The following is a 17098-nucleotide window of genomic DNA, read 5'->3' as shown; positions in this document are numbered from 1 at the left end:
TCTCCTTGCCCCCCTTGCTCCGTTGTCAGCGCCGCGGCCAGCCTCGCAGCATCCTCAGGAATGGGGCTGTGTCCACCGCTTTCGGGCGGCGTCTGCCGCGTCCGCTCCGGCCCGCTCCAGCGCTCCGTGCGGGGAGGCTCGGGGAAACCACGTCGCCGCGGTGACGCAGCGCGCGCCCGCCGCAGAGGGTGAGCACGCCCGCCACGCTCAGCCCGCCCGGCATGGCCGCTCCGCAGATCCATTCCAGCCCTCCCGTGCGCTGCGCTGCGCCGACGAGCTCGTATCGTAATCGAGGCGCTGTCTTACCTGCGACCCAGGCCTCGCCTGCAGTATCCACAAGGAGGCGCCTGACGCCGCTGCATGATCCCCGCACGCAGACCCTACACCGGAGCACGCCAGCGTGGAAGGAGGAATTCGTGCGCCACGAGCGCCTCCCTCGAAGAGGCCGTGAGAGCAGCGCGAGAATTGGAGAGAACACGAAGAAAACCGACGCAAGTGGCGTGGACGGCGATGCATCGACGCTCTCCTGACCCTCTGTCGATACCCCGCTCGAGGCGCTCGGTGTGCCTCGTGTTTCGGTGGTGAGGAGCCCGCCGCCTGCGCCGCGCGCTAGACGGCGGAGCGCCGCTCCTGGAGCGAGCGCGAGTGCCGGAGGATCACCTCGAAGACCTCGGCGACGCCGTCGGGGTCGAGGCCGAGCTCGACGGCGCAGCGGCGGCGCGACTCCATCAGCCGCGCCTCGCGGACCGGATCCCGGACCGCCGCCCCGATCGTGGCCTTGGCGCGCCCGGCGCGCTGGACGAGCTCGGCCCTCCGCGCGAGCAGGCCGACGAGCTCCAGATCCAGGTCGTCGATGAGCTCCCGCGTCTCGCGGAGCTCGGGAGAGAGCGCGCCGAGATCGGGGATCGCGAGCGCGGCGAGGTCCTCGGGCGCGGCGTCCTTGGTCGGGACGTCGAGGCTTCGATCGACGGCGACGAGCGCGTCGATGAGGCGGCGGCGCGCCTCGCCCGCGAAGGGGTTCTCGCGGTGCAGCGCGGCGAACAGGTGCCCCGCGTCCACGCGCACCGTCTCGATCGTGTGCGCGATGCCCTGGAACGAGGGCGGCGCGTAGGGCGCGCCAGCGGGCACGCCCGCGTCCATCATGCCCTTCGCGATGAAGAACGCGAGCGCGTGCGTGAAGGCCATGACGCGGTCGTGCTCCTCCGGCGCCTGCTCCAGCACCTGACAGCCGATCCGCTCGAACAGCGCGACGATGCGGCGCACCGCGTCCGGGTGCGCCGGGTTCGGGCAGACGACGACGCGCAGCGGGCGCTCGCCGCGGGCGAGGCTCGCCGGGCCGAACAGCGGGTGCGTCGCCACCCAGGGCCGGCCTTCGCCGAGCACCTCGGCCATGGCGCTCGACGGCACGCTCTTCACGCTGCCCACGTCGGCCACCAGCTGCCCCGGCGCAAGGTGCGGCCGCAGCGACAGGAGGGCCTCGCGCACCGCCGGCACCGGGACGGCGACGATGACGAGCTCCGCGCCGTCCACGAGCTCCGGGAGCGAGGCGGCCCGCGCGGCGCCGCGGATCTCCGCAGAAGGGTCGAACGCGCGCACCGAGATCCCCGCATCGTGGAGCAACGACCCGAGCGCCGCGCCGAAGCGGCCATACCCGAGGAATGCGACCTTGCCAATGCGCGCGGGCGGAGCGAGACCGCCCCCGGAATGTGGGAGAGAACGCGGCATGCGGCGGATACTACGACAGCCGGTCTACGCGGATGTCACGTTTTCTCGGCATAGCCGCGAGGATCTGCGACCGCGTCCGTGGGAGACAGGACGGCTCTCCGGCTTCTCCACGCCTGCCGCGCTCGCGGCGACGATGCCCCTCCGGCGACGGCCGGAGGCGGCGCTCCTGCGCCCGCGGCGGCTCGGCCGGCGCCCGCTCACCTGAGCTGCGTCGCGGCCACGCCGAGGATCGCGAGCAGCGACGCGACGGCGGCGATCAGCGCGATGCGCGCCCTGTTGCGCCCCGTGTCCTGCGCGCCGTACGCGCCGTACCGCTGGGTCACCGGGCCCGCCTCCGAGCTCGGTCCGGCGCTCTCGGACGGACGGGGCCTCGCGCGGAGCCCGAGCCCGATCGTCGGGAGCGAGGCGCGGGGGCGCCGCGGGAGCGTCGCGCCGAGGAGGCGCGCGGCCCGCTCCACGTGATCCTGGCCCTCCGCCGACGCGTGAGGGGCGAGCGCGATCGCCAGCTCGGCCACGCTCGTGGGCCGCCGCGCGGGGTCCTTCTCGAGGCAGCAGAGGAGCACGCGGTCGATGGCAGGGGGGATGTCGGACCGCAGCGCGCTCGGGAGCGCCGGCGCCGCGCTCGCGATGCGCGGCGCGAGATCGGCGAGCGAGCTCGCCTCGAACGGCGGCCGCCCGGTCAGGAGCCGGTACAGGATCGCGCCGAGCGACCAGACATCGGCGCGGGCGTCGACGGCGACCGAGGATCGCATCCGCTCCGGCGACATGTAGAGCGGCGCGCCGAGCTCCTCCCGCGCCTGCGCCGGCGCGCCGCCGTCGCTCGCGCCGGGCAGCTCCCTGGACGCGCCGAAGCCGAGCACCTTGAGGAGCGTCGCGCCGCCGGGGGTCGTCGCGAGGAACAGGCGCGCCGGCTCGAGGTCGCGGTGAACGATCCCCGCGGCGTGCGCCTCGGCCACCGCCACGCAGGCCTGCAGCACCCAATCGATGGCCTCCGAGAGCTCGAGCCGGCCGCGGCCGCGCAGCAGCTCGGAGAGGTCCTGCCCGTCGAGGTGCTCCGTGACGATGTACGCGACCCCCGAGGCGAGCTGGCCGACGTCGAGCACGCGCGCGACGTGCTCCCCCTTGAGCGCCACCGCCGCGCGCGCCTCCCGCAGCGAGCGCTCCACGCGCTCCGGGCTGCCGTCGGCGAGCAGGAGCTCGATCGCGACCCGCTGCGGAAGCACGAGGTGGCTCGCGAAGGCCACTGTCCCCAGCTCACCGCTGCCCGAGATCCTGTCGACCCGGTACTTCTCGGCGATCACGTCCCCTGCCACGACAGGTGCGTTCATCAGAGCTCCCCGCAGCGCGCACCGGCGCGGGGGCAGCCGCCCGCCCCCCGTACATGCGCTGATTCATCCTAGCACCTTCGCTCGCCGGATTGGCGGTCGTCGCCGGAGCTCGAGGCCGGCGCCGCGCTGCCCCTTTCACGGCTGCCCATTTCACGTTCACGCCTGCCCGCGCGGGCCCACGGCCTGGCAAAAGACCGCTGGAGGGGAACCCTCGCGACGAGGGGGAGGCCGCGCAGCGCGCGCGTCGTCGTGCCGAGAGGGAGGAGGCGGCGGCGCCGCCGCGCGACCGCGCGAAGCGCACAACCCGATGTCTCTCCCATATCACGAGACCCGGGACTTCCCGGCTCGCACCAGCACACATCCTGCTTTATAGTCTCGCGGCAACGCGCGAGGGGGAACGCGTATGACTCGGGCGGAAGCGACTGAGGTCCACCGCTGCAGCCGATTTCTGCTCTGCAGGCAGAGGCTTGCCGGGAGGATGGTCGTGCAGAAAACCGTTCGGGGGCGTCATCCAGCCCCGGGCGCGGCGGCCCTCCTGCTGCGCGAGCACGCCTTCCTGCGCCGGCTCGACGTGCCGGGGGTCGTGCGGCCGCTCGCGCTGGAGGGCCCGGAGAGCATGCCGGCGCTGCTCCTCGAGGACGCAGGCCCCGAGGACCTCGAGCGGCGGCTCGCGCGAGGGCCGCTCGCGCTGGACGCGTTCTTCGACGTCGCCATCGCGCTCGCGGAGACGTGCGCGCGCATTCACGGGCGCGGCGTCGTCCATCGCGCGATCGCCCCGGGCCGCGTGGTCCTCGGCGAGGACGGGCAGGTCACCCTGGTCCATTTCTCGGACGCGGCCGAGCTGACGAGCATGCCCCGCGCCGTGGAGCTCGAGAAGCTCGACGCGCTCCCCTTCCTGTCCCCCGAGCAGCTAGGGCGCACCTGCTGGTTCATCGACGCGCGCTCGGATCTGTACGCGCTGGGAGCGACCTTCTACGCCATGCTCACCGGCGCGCCGCCCTTCAAGGACGCCGATCCGCTCGCGCTCGTGCACGCCCACATGGCGAGGAGCCCCGTGCCCGCGCACGTCGCGAGCCCCAGCGTCCCGGCGGTCCTCTCCGAGCTCGTGCAGCGGCTCCTCGCGAAGATGCCGGACCTGCGGTACCAGAGCGCCGAGTGCCTCGCCCAGGACCTCCACGAGGCGCAGAGGCGATGGCGCGCCGCAGGCACCATCGCGCCGTTCGAGCTCGGCCGCATGGACCTCGCGCGGCGGCTCCCGCTGCCCGAGCGTTTGATCGACCGCGAGCGCGAGCTCGCCGCGCTGCGCGGCGCGCTCGCCCGCGTGTCGAACGGCGGGACGGAGCTCGCGCTGGTGACCGGGGAGGCAGGCGTCGGAAAGACCGCGCTCGTCGAGGCGCTGCAGGCGGCCGTCGCCGAGCGAGGCGGGCGGTTCATCAAGGGCAAGTTCGACCTGCGTGCGGCGAACGTCCCTTATGCGTCCCTGGCAGAGGCGCTCCGCGCCCTCGCCGCCGCGCTCCGCGCCGAGCCGGAGGAGAGCCGCGCGCAGCTCAGGGAGGCCGTCAGCGAGCGGAGCCGCGCCCTCGGCGAGCTCTGCCCGGAGCTCACCGAACTCCTCGGGGACGCGCCCGCGCCGCCGGCCGCGGATCCGACGCGCGCGGAGAACTGCTTCCTGCTCGCGATCCAGGACTTCGTGCGCGCGGTGGCCAGCCAGCGGCCGCCGCTCGCGATCTTCCTCGACGATCTCCAGTGGACGGACGCCGCGTCGCTCCGCGTCCTCCGCGCCCTCGCCGCGGATCCAGGCAGCAAGCACGTGCTCCTGCTCGGCGCGTACCGGTCGAGGGAAGTCGGCGCCGCGCACCCGCTCCACCAGACCATCGAGGAGATCCGGGGCGCGCAGGTCCCCCCGATGACCCACCTCTCGCTCGGCCCGCTCGGCGTCGAGGCGGTCGTCGCGCTGCTGGCCGAGGCGCTCCGCTGCGAGCCGGAGCGGGCGCGCCCTCTCGCGGGGCTCTTCCTCGCCAAGACGGCGGGGAACCCCTTCTTCATCCGCCAGCTCCTCCGATCGCTCCAGGAGAAAGGCCTGCTCCTCTTCGACGCGATCCGCTCGACATGGACGTGGGATCTCGCCCGGATCGAGCGGATCGGGGTCACCGACAACGTGGTCCAGCTGATGTCGGAGTCCGTCCGCAGGCTGCCCGAAGCGGCGCAGGAGCTCCTGCAGGTCGCCGCGTGCATCGGCAGGCGCGCGGAGCTCAGGCTCATCGCGGCGGTGCTCGGCCGATCCGTGGACGAGACGACCGCGTCGCTCGTCCAGCCGCTCCGCGAGGGGCTCGTCGCGCCGGACGGCACGTGCGAGCACGAGGCGGGGCTCGCGATCCGGTTCGTCCACGATCGGGTCCAGCAGACGGCCTACGAGCTCGGGCCGGAGCAGCTGCGGATGCGGCTGCACCTGGAGATCGGTCGCTTCCTCGAGGCCACCTGCACCAACGGGACGGACGCGGCGCTGTTCGACGCCGCGGACCAGCTGAACCTCGGCGCCGCGCTGCTCGACGCGGAGCAGCGGGGCCACCTCGCCGAGCTCAACCACCGCGCCGGCGTGAAGGCGCGCCGCGCCGCGGCCTTCGGCCCGGCGCTCGCGTACTTCCGCAGCGGCCTCCGCCTGCTGCCGGACGGCGCCTTCCGCTCACGCTACGAGCTCTGGTTCTCCCTCCACCGCGACGCGGCGGAGTGCGCCGCGCTGACCGATCAGCACGCGGCGGCCCGCGCGCTCGTGGAGGAGGGGCTCCGCCACGCGGCGTCGATCCCGGAGAAGGTCGATCTGGAGGCGCTCCGGATCATGAGCGCGACGATCACCGGCGATCACGATCTGGCGCTCGGCTGGGGGCGCGACGCGCTGCGCGCGCACTTCGGGGTCGAGCTGTCCCTGGCGGACCTCGACAGCGAGATCGCGGCGCGAAGGCGGGTCATCGCCAGGTACCTCGCGGAGCGCTCGCCCGAATCGCTCGTCGATCTCCCCCGCGTGACCAGCCCGGAAGAGCGGGCCCGCAGGAGGCTCCTCGCCGAGATGGTGGCCCCCGCCTGGTTCGCGGACCGGAAGCAGCTGGTGCTCCTCGCCGCCCTCGGCGTCTGCTTCGCGCTGAAGCACGGCAACTCGAGCGAGTCGATCCTCTCCTACGCAGGGCACGCGATGCTCCTCGCGGCCGAGGGCGACCTCTCGAGCGCCCAGGGCTTCGGCCAGCTCGCCGTGGAGCTCGCGCGGCGGTTCGAGGATCGCGCCCAGGAGACGATCGCCCGGTACATGTACAACGAGTTCGTTCACCCGTGGGTCGCGCCGCTCGCCTCGAGCGGGGCGCCGTTCCGAGAGATCATCGAGCTGGGCGTGTCGTCCGGCGAGCTCCGCTTCGCCTCGTACGCGCGCACGGGGCTCATGGCGCACTCGTTCGCCGCTGGGGTGGAGCTCGATCGCGTGCTGGTCGATCTGAACGACGGGTTCGCGTTCAGCCGGCAGACCGGCAACAAGTCGACGCTCCTCCACCAGCTCGCCTTCCGGCAGACGATCCGGTGCCTCAAGGGGCTGACGAGGGGCCGGAACGCGGCCGATGACGCCGAGTTCGACGAGCGGGCCTTCCTCGAGGCGGCGCGGCGGGAGCGGCCGGCGAGGTGCGTGTATCACATCGGGCGCCTTCAGGTCTCGTACCTGCTCCGGGACCTGGCCCAGGCCATCGCCCACGCCGACGCGGCGGCCCCGTTCACTCACTTTCTCGGCGGCTACATCCCCGAGTGCCAGTACGCGCTGTTCACCGCGCTCACGCTGCTGTGGCGATGCGATGAGGCCGACGAGCAGGAGAGGGCCGCGCTGCTCGCGCGCGTGGCCGACCTGCAGCGCGCCCTGCGAAGGTGGGAGCTCGGCTGCCCGGAGAACTTCCGCCCGCGGCGCCTCCTCGTCGACGCGGAGATCGCCCGCGTCGAGCGCAGGTTCGAGCTCGCCGGCGCGCGCTACGACGAGGCGGTCGAGGCGGCGACGCGGGGGGGGTTCCTCCACATCGCTGCGCTCGGCAACGAGCTGGCGGGGCGCTTCTACCACGGGCTCGGGCGGGCGCGGATCGCGGCCATGTACCTGAGCGCCGCGCACCAGGGGTTCGCCCGCTGGGGGGCCTCGGAGAAGGCCCACGCGCTCGCGGAGGAGTTCGGGCTCGGCGGGCCCGGCGACGAGCCCGAGCTCGCGGAGCGGCTCCCGGCGGTCGCCCTCGACGCGCTCAGCCTGCTCAAGGCCGCCGAGACCCTCTCGAGCGAGATCGTGCTCGATCGGCTGCTCGAGAAGCTCCTGGGCGTCTGCCTGGAGGCAGCCGGCGCGCAGCGCGGCGCGCTCGTGCTCGAGGAAGAGGGGGAGCTCTTCGTGCGGGCCCGGGGGTCCGTCGCCACCCCGGTCTCCATCGAGCGCACGCCGCTCTCCCGGTCGCGCGAGGTCCCCCGGCGGGTCGTCGAGCACGCCCACATGGCGTGCGAGCTCCTCGTGCTCGACGACGCGGACAGCGCGCCGGCGCGCGACCACGATCCTCACTTCGCCGGGGGCGGCTCGCGGTCGGTCCTGGTCCTGCCCATCCAGCGGAACGAGGCGCGGCTCGGGGTGGTTTACCTCGAGAACAACCTCACCACGTACGCCTTCACGCGCGCTCGCGTCCACGTGCTGGAGCTCCTCTCCGACCAGATCGCGATCGCCCTCGAGAACGCCCGCCTCTACCGCGAGGCGCAGCACGCGGTGCGCGTCCGCGACGAGTTCCTCAGCGTCGCGTCGCACGAGCTCAGGACGCCCGTCACCTCCCTGCGCCTCGGCCTCCAGGCGCTGCTCCGCCGGGGAGACCACGCGTCCGACGAGCGCCTGTCGCGCGCCCTGCAACGGATGGATCGGCAGGTGCAACGGCTCGTCCGGCTGATCGACGACGTGCTGGACGTGTCGCAGCTCCATACCGGCCGGCTCGAGCTGCACGTCGAGCCGGTCGATCTCGCGGAGGTCGTGGACGACGTCCTGGAGCGGCTCACCGAGCGCATCGCGCAGTCCGGCTCGTCCGTGAGCGTGCGCGCCGAGCCGTCCGTCGTGGGCTCGTGGGACAGGAGCAGGCTGGAGCAGGTGGTCTCGAACCTGCTCGACAACGCCCTCAAGTTCGGCGCGGGCAAGCCGATCGACGTCTCGGTCGCGCGACAGGACGGCACGGCAGAGCTCGTGGTGCAGGATCAGGGCATCGGGATCCCGGCAGGGCGGCTCCCGCACGTGTTCGACCGGTTCGAGCGCGCGGTGTCGAGCCGCCATTTCGGCGGGCTCGGGCTCGGGCTCCACGTCGTGAAGAGCATCGTCGAGGCGCTCGGCGGCGCGGTGCGCGTCGTCAGCCGGCCGGACGAGGGGGCGCGGTTCACGGTGGAGCTGCCCTGCGAGCGGCCGGCGGCGAGCCACGCGGCGTCGGCGACACTCGGCGGCCTGCACGCCTGACCCGAACCGACGCGAACCGACGCGAACCGACGCGAACCGACGCGAACCGACGCGAACCGACGCGAACCGATGGCTACGGCCTGCTCTTCGGCTGCTGCGGGACCATGAGGATGTACGGCGTCGCAGGCTCCTCCTCCGGCGACACGGCCTGGGGCGCGGGGGCGCCCTTCTCGCCGAGGCTCCGGATGAAGCGGTACATCGCGACGAGATCGCGCTCGTGCAGGGTCACGTAGTTGAGCCATGGCATCGGCGGCCGGCCGGCGCCCTCGCGGAACATCCGCACCCAGGCCTCCTCGCTGAGGTTCTGGGCGGAGATCCGGAGGTTCGCCGCATAACTCGTCCCCCACGGACCTCGGTAGCCGACGCCGCTGCCCGTCAGCCACTCCGAGGTCGGGAGCCCGCCGCCCGATCGGTCCCATCCGGGCGTATGGCAGTCGTTGCACCCGCCCACGAGGATCAGGTACCGGCCGGCCTCCTCCGGGGTCCCCGCCGCGACGCGCGGCGAGACAGGCGCCCGTGCCGCGGCTGCACAGCCGATCAACGCCAGGAGCGCCGCGCCGGGCAGCCACTGCACAGTCCGGCGCGCCGCGCGCGCCCGATCCGCGGCGGACGATCTCGATCCGGCGCGCGTCTCGCTCTGCATTCCAACCATTCCATCCCTCGTGCAGCGCGCGTGCCGGGCTGCGGCGCGGCGCGCGGACGAGCGCGCTAGGGGCCGCCGGCGCGGGCCTTCCTGCGCGGCGCCGCCATGAGCGGACGCAGTCCGTTCACGCAGGCGAGGACCGCGGAGCCGTTGTTCATGAGCGTCGCCGCGACCGGGTTGAGGAGCCCGGGGATCGACAGCGCGTACGCGACCGCGTTCACGGCGAGGATCATCGAGAAGTTCTGGTGGATGAGGCGCATCGCGGCGCGCGAGATGTCGATCGCCTCGATGAGCTTCGACAGGTCGTCCTCCACGAGGACGACGCCCGCCGTCTCCCGGGCGATCTCGGCGCCCGCGGACACGCTGATGCCGATGTCGGCGTACGACAGCGCCGGGGAGTCGTTGATGCCGTCCCCGACGACCGCGACGGTACGGCCCTCCTGCGTCAGCCGGCGCGTGATCTCCGCCTTGTCCTCGGGCAGCATCTCCGCGAAGTACCGGGTGATGCCGAGCTCGAGCGCGACCTGCCTGGCCACCTCGCGGCTGTCGCCCGTCAGCATGACGATATCCTCGATCCCGCGCGCGCGCAGGCTGCGGATCGTCGCGCGGCTCTCGGCCCGGATGGCGTCGCGGCAGGCGAGCGTGGCGACGTGCCGGCCGTCGACGGCGAGGAAGAGGAGCGATTTCGCCGCCGCCTCGAGCGCCTTCCTCGCGCCGGGCTCGGCGCGGCAGGTGATGCCGAGCTCGTCGAGGAAGCGGGGGCTGCCGAGCTGCACGACCTTGCCGAAGACCCTCGCCTGCACGCCCCGGCCGACGAGGTAGCGGGACTCCTCCCGGTCCGGGATCGTCAGGCACCACGCCTCGGCGAGCCGGAGCACGGCCTGCGATACGGGGTGGGTCTGCCGCGCGGACACCGCGGCGGCGAGGGTCGCCGCCTCGCGCTCGGACAGGGCGTCGTGGACGACGAGGTCCGTCACCTCGGGGATGCCGGAGGTCAGCGTGCCCGTCTTGTCGAACACCACGGTCGACACCTTCGCGAGCTTCTCGATGTACGCGCCGCCCTTGATGAGGATCCCGCGCCGCGCCGCGGCGTTCATCGACGCGAGCACCGTCGTCGGGGCCGAGACCCGCGGGCCGGTGCCGAAGTCGATCGTCAGGATCGCGGACACGCGGCCGAGGTCCCTGGTCGCGGCGAGCACGACCGCCGAGCAGGCCAGGGCCGGCGGGACGAGCCGGTTCGCCACGAGCTCCGCGTAGTTCTGCGCGCGCGTCTCCAGCGCGGGCGCGTTCTCGATGAGCCGCGCCGTGCTCGCGGCGGTCGTGTCGCCGCCGACCCGCTCGGCGCGGATGTACAGCTTGCCGTCCTTGATGACGGTCGCCGCGAAGCAGCGGTCGCCAGGGCCCTTGAGCACCGGCATCGACTCGCCGGTCAGCGTCTGCTGGTCGACGAGCCCCTCGCCGTCCGTGACCGTCCCGTCGACCGGGATGACCGATCCGGTATAGACGACGAGGAGGTCCCCGGCGGCGAGCTCGGCCACCGGGATCTGCACCTTCGCGTCGCCGCGGACCACCCACGCGAGGTCCTGCTGGTACTCGAGAAGGCCGCTGATCGCGCGCCGGGCGCGCGCCTGGGTGAGATCGCGGATGTGGTCGCCGAGCGTGACCAGCCAGATGATACCGGCCGCGTTGATGGCGTTTCCGGTCGCCACGGCCGACGCGATCGCCAGGCTGTCGAGCAGGTCGACGTTGAGCTTGCGGTCCCGCACCACCGAGTTCCACGCCCTCTTGAGGATGGGCGCGGACGTCGCGGCGATGAACGGGTACGCGAGCAGCGGCGAGACGAAGCTGCCGAGCGAGAGGACCATGCCGACGCTCGACAGGTAGAGCGGGCGCTTCGCGAGGGCGGCCGCGCGGCGCGCCCCCCGGGCGGCGCGCGCGGCGCGCAGCGCCCCCCGCGGGGCCGGCGCGGCGGAGGCCGACGCGGCGGCGCCCACGAGGGCGTCGAGGTCGACGTGCCGCGGGTCGTGCTCGACGACGGCGCTGGACGCGCCCTCGGCGATGCGCACGGACAGGACCCCCGGCACGGCGGTGAGCCCCGCCTCGAGCAGCGGGCCGAAGGCCGCGTCCTTCCCGAGGCGGGGGAGCCGCAGGCGGACCCTGCCCGGAATCGCGTGGACCACCGAGACCGGCTCGGTCACGGTCGACAGGAGCGCGGCCATCGTCACCCCGCCTCGCCGCCGGTGGGTGCGCCCGCGCTCGCGCTCGCGCTCGCGCTCGCGAAGAAGCTCTGGATACGGCCGTGGTTCAGCACCACGAAGAAGTCGACCCCGTACTTCACGAGCGTGATCCAGTGGGGCATGCCCGGGGAGCGCCGCGTCAGCACCTGGAGCAGCCCGGACCCGACCAGGAGCGCCGGGAGCAGGAGCTTGAGGTCGACATGCGGCGGCGGGACGACCTGCGACGCCGCGTTCAGCCTGTCCGCGGCCTGGAAGACGATGCGCGCCGTCCGGACCGGGCTCGGCGGCTCGGCGGGCGCCGCGCAGGGCGAGGGCGTGAGCTCATCGATCGGGCGACAGCTGCAGCCCGAGAGCTCGGGGATGTGCGCGAGCTCGGAGAAGACGTCCTCCAGCGGGACATCGGGCTCGTGCTCCACCGTGAGGCTCCCGGCCCACGCGCTCGCCCGCGCGTCGACGACGCTGGGGCAGGCGCGCGCCTGCTCCGCGATCTCCTCGGCCCTCGCCGGGTCCCTGCGCAGCGCGGGGACGGCGAGGCGCACGCGCCCTGGAACCCGGTGGATGATGACGACCCCTCGATCGCTCGGCATGGCTCACCTCCCGGCCTGCGAGGCCGGGTCACCGCAACACCCCTCTCGTCAGCTCCCGGGCGGCTCCATCTCCGCGCGCGACCACCCCTGCGCGCCGCCCGAGCCGGCGCGCTGCTCCTGGCGCGCCATCTCCTCCCTCACCTCGGCGACGAGGTCGGCGAGCCTCTCCCTGCCCTCGCCGAGCGCGCCCCTGATCGCGTCCACGGCGACGAAGCCTAGCTTCATGGCCCTCTTGACGGTCGGACGGGTGATCCTCGTCAAGCTGGTGAGCCCTATCCCGATGACGATGCCGAGCCCGAGGCGTTCCATCCCCACTCCTCTCCTCGAAATCCACGATCCAAGGCGCGCCAAGGCGCGCCGGACGCTGATGGCGCGCCATGGCGCGCCGGATGCCGACGACGCGCGAAGGCGCGCCGGAAGCCGGAAGACAGAGAATCTGGATCCCACAGGCACGGGGAACACAGAGAGATAGAGACAGTCGACGTCCGCTGTCCCTCCGTGCTCCCACTGCCCATTTCAGTCGGTCCCGAGCCGTTCGGAGCGCTGGCGCCGCGCAGCCACGACCAGGACGGGCGTCGGCGCCTGATCCGGGAGTGCGAGAGGGCAAACTCGAACGAAAGCCCTTATGTCTTCGGCTTCCGTGGGAGCACCCACACGTGATTTGTAACACTGTAGTCGCGCGATCGCCATGGGCTTTTCATGTCCGGTCGACACCTGACTGGCGTGCTGAGGGAGCGTTCCGCGCGGGCGTCCGAGGCGCGTTTCTCCTCTGGCCGCGCCGCGCCGCGCCCCGCCCCGCCCCGCCCCGCCCCGCCCCGCCGCCCCGCGCGGGGCGGCGGGGCGCGGCGCGCGGGCGCCGGCGTGTCCGTCGCTTCCAGCCGGCGAGCGACCGTGGTAAATTCCGGACATGCAAGCGGGGCAGCACGAAGAGCCGGTGATGGGGAGCAACGGCTCTCTCCTTGCGGAGCTCCTGGCGGAGACGGGGGTCGCCCCCTCCAACGGCGCCTACCACGATGTGAAGCGGGGCGTGGAGGCGGTGGTCGGCAAGGTCGCGGGCCGCCCGGAGGCCGGCGCGGCGCTGGACAGCGCCCTCATCGACCTGTGGATCGCGGAGATCGACCAGCGGCTGTCGCGGCAGATCGACGAGATCCTGCATCACCCGGTGTTCCAGCGCCTCGAGTCCGCGTGGCGCGGCCTGAAGTTCGCCATCGATCACATCGACTTCCGGGAGAACATCCGCGTCGAGCTCCTCAACTGCTCGAAGGACGATCTGCTCGCGGATTTCGAGGACTCGTCCGAGGTCGTGAGGAGCGGCCTCTACAAGATCGTCTATTCGTCGGAGTTCGGCAGTTTCGGCGGCAAGCCGTTCGGCGCCGTCATCTCGAACTACGAGTTCGGCCCCGTGCCCCAGGACATCGCGCTCCTCCAGAAATGCGCGGCGGTGGCGACGATGGCGCACGCGCCCTTCCTGGCCGTCGCGGGCCCGCAGTTCTTCGGGCTCAAGGACTACCGGAAGGTGCCGCACCTCGGCGACATCAAGGCGCTCTTCGAGGGGCCGCAGTACGTGAAGTACACCGCGTTCCGCGAGTCCGAGGACGCGCGCTACGTCGGCCTGGTCCTCCCCCGCTTCCTCCTGCGCCTGCCCTACGGGGCGAGCACCTCCCCCATCCGGGCGTTCTCCTACGAGGAGGACGTCGTCGGCAACCACGCGGCGTACTGCTGGGGGGCGCCCACCTACGCGATGGCGACCCGGCTCGCCGAGAGCTTCGCGCGCCACCGCTGGTGCCTGCACATCATCGGGCCGCAATCCGGCGGCACCGTCGAGGGGCTCACGCTCCACGAGTACGAGGCGCTCGGCGCCATCCAGACCAAGATCCCGACCGAGATCATGCTGACCGAGCGCCGCGAGTTCGAGCTCAGCGAGGAGGGCTTCATCGGGCTCACGTTCCGCAAGGACACGGACAACGCCTGCTTCTTCTCCGCGAACTCGGCGCAAAAACCCAAGTACTTCGGCCAGAGCGAGGAGGGGCGCGCCGCCGAGGTCAACTACCGGCTCGGCACACAGCTGCCCTATGTCTTCCTCGTCAGCCGGCTCGCCCACTACCTCAAGATCATGCAGCGCGAGCAGATCGGCACATGGAAGGAGCGCGGCGACCTCGAGCGCGAGCTGAACGGCTGGCTCGGCCAGTATGTCGCGGACATGGATGTCGTGTCGCCCGCCGTGCGCTCGCGCAGGCCGCTCCGCAAGGCGCGGACCTCGGTGACCGAGGTCGAGGGGAGCGCGGGCTGGTACCGGGTCCACCTCGAGGTGCGCCCGCACCTCAAGTACATGGGGGCCTATTTCACCCTGAGCCTGATGGGCAAGCTCGACCGGGAGTGATCGAGCCGCGCAGGCGGGCCGCCCCCGTCGCCCGTCGGGCATGGCGCGCCCGGGGGCTCACATGTAGGAGCGATTCGCGTTGAACCACTCGAGCGCCTGCCCTATTTCCGGCGTGACATCCCAGCGAAGGCTCACGAGAGCATCGAACCCGCCCGCCACCTGACCTGGGTGCTGCCCGCCGATGGTGACGTGCCAGCCGGCCACGCCGGCGAGCACCGTGATGTGTTGATAGTCGGTCCCGATCAACACCCTGTCAGCGTCAAACCTCACGTTGTATCGCCAGCGGCCCATCGGGAAGTTGTTGGCCACAAGGGTGAAGTACAGGGTCCGATACGGCTCTTCCATGGTCGTCCTCCGCGTCGTGGGTTCGCGCGCAGCATATCGAGGCGGCTCCCCGTCGTCGACGGTCATGGCGGCGCAATCGTGCCGCGAGCGTCGAGGACGGGGCGGGTCGAGCGCCGAGCAACGGCCGTTCTTCCTCTGCCCTCGTGCCCTCGCGGCGACTCACCTGTGACATGGCGAGATCGCCCGATAAAATCCTACCGCCCCAACTCCCTCGCCGCCCGCGGCCGCGGCCTGTGGTAGAGCGCTGTATGCGCACGCCCCGACAGCCTGCCGCTCCCCTCGCGCTCGCCGTGGCCCTCTCCGCGCTGGCGGCCTGCGGCCCCGCCGCGAGCCCGCCGCCGGCGCCCCCGCCCCCCACCGTGAAGGCGCTGATGCCGCCGGCGCCGCAGGGCCTCCCTGTCGTCGAGACGAAGCTCGAGAGCGTCGGGCTCGACGAGGCCGCGCTCGACCGATCGGCGAACCCCTGCGACGACTTCTACCAGTTCGCGTGCGGCGGATGGCTGGCGAAGACCGAGATCCCGGGGGACGAGTCCGCCTGGATGCGGAGCTTCAACGAGATCGAGAAGCGCAACGAGGCGGAGCTCCGGCGCATCCTCGAGGACGCGGCGAGCGCCGGCGACCGGGATCCGGTGACCAGGAAGATCGGCGCCTACTACGGCGCGTGCATGGACGAGCCCGCGGTCGAGGCCGCCGGCGCGAAGCCCATCGCGGACCTCCTCGCGAAGGCGCGGCGGGTGCGCGACCCGAAGGGCCTCGGGGCGCTCGTCACCGAGCTCCACCGCCGTCGCATCTGGGCGCTGTTCGACATCGAATCCGCGCAGGACATGAAGGACGCGACGCGCGTCATCGCGCAGCTCGACCAGAGCGGGCTCGGCCTGCCAGACCGCGACTACTACCTCAACGAGGACGACAAATCGAAGGCGCTCCGCAAGACCTACGAGGAGCACGTCGCGCGGATGATGCGGCTCGCCGGGGCGCAGGAGGCGGCGGCGAAGGCGGCGGCGCTCGACGTCGTGCAGATCGAGACCGAGCTCGCGAAGATCTCGAAGACGCGGGTCGAGCGGCGGGACCCGGCGGGCCTCTACAACAAGCTCGACCGGGCGGCGCTCGCGAAGGCCGCGCCGGCGTTCTCGTGGGACGCGTATTTCCAGGGGCTCGGCCTCCAGGACGTCAAGGAGGTCAACGTGACCTCCGTCCGGTTCTTCGAGGGGCTCTCCCGGCTGCTCACGTCGGTGAAGCCCGCCGCGTGGCAGAGCTACCTCTCGTGGCACGTGGTGCGCTCCATGACGCCCGCGCTGCCCAAGGCGTTCGTCGACGAGAGCTTCACGCTGCAGGCCGCGCTCACCGGGCAGAAGGAGGTGCGGCCGCGCTGGAAGCGCTGCGTGGACGCGACCGACGACGCGCTCGGCGAGCTGCTCGCGCAGCCGTTCGTCAAGACGAGCTTCCCCGGCGCGAGCAAGCCCGCGGCCGAGGCGATGGTGCACCAGATCAGCGACGCGTTCGCGCGCGACGTCCGGGCGCTCGACTGGATGGATGAGGGCACGCGGCAGCGCGCGCTCGCCAAGCTCGCCGCGATGGCGTACCTCATCGGATACCCCGACAAGTGGAGGACCTACGATTTCGAGGTCGACCCGCGATCGTACGCGAAGAACGCGCTCGCCGCGCGCGCCTTCCACACGCAATGGGACCTCGGGAAGATCGACAAGCCGCTCGATCGCGACGAGTGGCAGATGAGCCCGCCCACCGTGAACGCCTATTACGACCCGCAGCGCAACCACATGGTCTTCCCGGCCGGCATCCTGCAGCCGCCGTTCTACAGCGTGAGCTCGGCCGCGGCGGTGAACCTCGGCGGCATCGGCATGGTGGTCGGGCACGAGCTCACGCACGGGTTCGACGACGCGGGCTCGCAGTTCGACCAGAAGGGCAACCTGGAGGACTGGTGGTCGAAGGAGGTCGGGGCGGCGTTCAAGGAGAAGACCGGCTGCGTCGAGGCGCAGTACTCGGCCTTCGAGGCGCTGCCGGGGCTGAAGCTGAACGGCAAGCTGACGCTGGGCGAGAACATCGCGGATCTCGGGGGCGTCAAGCTCGCCTTCATGGCGTACCGCGCGATGCGCAAGGGCGCGGCGGAGCAGACGGTCGCGAGCGGCTTCACGGAAGATCAGCAGTTCTTCCTCGCGCACGGGCAGTCCTGGTGCGGCAAGCTGCGCGACGAGGCGCTCCGGCTGATGGTCCAGGTGAACCCGCACTCCCCGCCGCGGTTCCGCGTCAACGGCCCACTCGCGAACCTCCCGGAGTTCGGCGAGGCCTTCAAGTGCGCGCCGGGCACGCCGATGCGGCCGACCAGGACGTGCGCTGTCTGGTAGCCGCG

10 protein-coding genes are annotated in these 17098 nt (G+C 72.4%); 3 read left to right on the top strand and 7 right to left on the bottom strand.

Going from position 1 to position 17098, the window contains the following annotated elements; all coding sequences use genetic code 11:
• Positions 1 to 609 precede the first annotated feature (609 nt).
• Together WMF27_RS06605 and WMF27_RS06600 are read right to left on the bottom strand one after the other, a co-directional pair.
• Positions 610 to 1725 (bottom strand): prephenate dehydrogenase/arogenate dehydrogenase family protein, encoded by a 1116-nt coding sequence (locus WMF27_RS06605; protein WP_437769790.1) that lies wholly within the window; start codon positions 1723 to 1725, stop codon positions 610 to 612.
• Between the two features lie 197 nt (positions 1726 to 1922).
• The gene (locus WMF27_RS06600) at positions 1923 to 3053 is read right to left on the bottom strand and encodes a serine/threonine-protein kinase (RefSeq protein WP_437769791.1); all 1131 of its coding nucleotides are present in this window, start codon (positions 3051 to 3053) and stop codon (positions 1923 to 1925) included.
• 403 nt (positions 3054 to 3456) lie between these two features.
• Here WMF27_RS06600 and WMF27_RS06595 point away from each other — a divergent pair, with 403 nt between their 5' ends.
• Positions 3457 to 8538 carry a sensor histidine kinase gene (locus tag WMF27_RS06595; RefSeq protein ID WP_437769792.1) on the top strand — a complete coding sequence of 1694 codons (5082 nt, stop codon included), beginning with the start codon at positions 3457 to 3459 and terminating at the stop codon, positions 8536 to 8538.
• Positions 8539 to 8611: 73 nt separating this feature from the next.
• Here the strand turns inward: WMF27_RS06595 and WMF27_RS06590 are convergent, their stop codons facing one another.
• The 4 genes from WMF27_RS06590 to WMF27_RS06575 form a co-directional block, all read right to left on the bottom strand.
• A complete protein-coding gene (locus tag WMF27_RS06590) occupies positions 8612 to 9181 on the bottom strand; it encodes a cytochrome C (protein ID WP_437769793.1) in 570 nt (189 codons plus the stop codon).
• A 65-nt stretch (positions 9182 to 9246) separates the two neighbouring features.
• Positions 9247 to 11400: a heavy metal translocating P-type ATPase gene (locus WMF27_RS06585; protein WP_437769794.1), complete on the bottom strand. Its 2154-nt coding sequence runs from the start codon at positions 11398 to 11400 to the stop codon at positions 9247 to 9249.
• 2 nt (positions 11401 to 11402) lie between these two features.
• Positions 11403 to 12005 (bottom strand): hypothetical protein, encoded by a 603-nt coding sequence (locus WMF27_RS06580; protein ID WP_437769795.1) that lies wholly within the window; start codon positions 12003 to 12005, stop codon positions 11403 to 11405.
• A 48-nt stretch (positions 12006 to 12053) separates the two neighbouring features.
• A complete protein-coding gene (locus WMF27_RS06575; protein WP_437761102.1) occupies positions 12054 to 12314 on the bottom strand; it encodes a hypothetical protein in 261 nt (86 codons plus the stop codon).
• A gap of 598 nt (positions 12315 to 12912) precedes the next feature.
• Here WMF27_RS06575 and tssC point away from each other — a divergent pair.
• The gene (gene tssC, locus WMF27_RS06570) at positions 12913 to 14385 is read left to right on the top strand and encodes a type VI secretion system contractile sheath large subunit (RefSeq protein WP_437761103.1); all 1473 of its coding nucleotides are present in this window, start codon (positions 12913 to 12915) and stop codon (positions 14383 to 14385) included.
• 57 nt (positions 14386 to 14442) lie between these two features.
• Here the strand turns inward: tssC and WMF27_RS06565 are convergent, their stop codons facing one another.
• Entirely contained in the window at positions 14443 to 14730 is a 288-nt protein-coding gene (locus WMF27_RS06565; RefSeq protein WP_437761104.1) for a hypothetical protein, read from the bottom strand.
• Positions 14731 to 14978: 248 nt separating this feature from the next.
• Here WMF27_RS06565 and WMF27_RS06560 point away from each other — a divergent pair, with 248 nt between their 5' ends.
• The gene (locus WMF27_RS06560; protein WP_437761105.1) at positions 14979 to 17093 is read left to right on the top strand and encodes a M13 family metallopeptidase; all 2115 of its coding nucleotides are present in this window, start codon (positions 14979 to 14981) and stop codon (positions 17091 to 17093) included.
• Positions 17094 to 17098 lie beyond the last annotated feature (5 nt).

It is taken from the genome of Sorangium sp. So ce281 (assembly GCF_051527395.1).
Taxonomy (GTDB): Bacteria; Myxococcota_A; Polyangia; order Polyangiales; family Polyangiaceae; genus Sorangium; species Sorangium cellulosum_B.
Note: the sequence above shows the minus strand (reverse complement) of the source record. Positions and strands in the feature narration are given on the sequence as shown.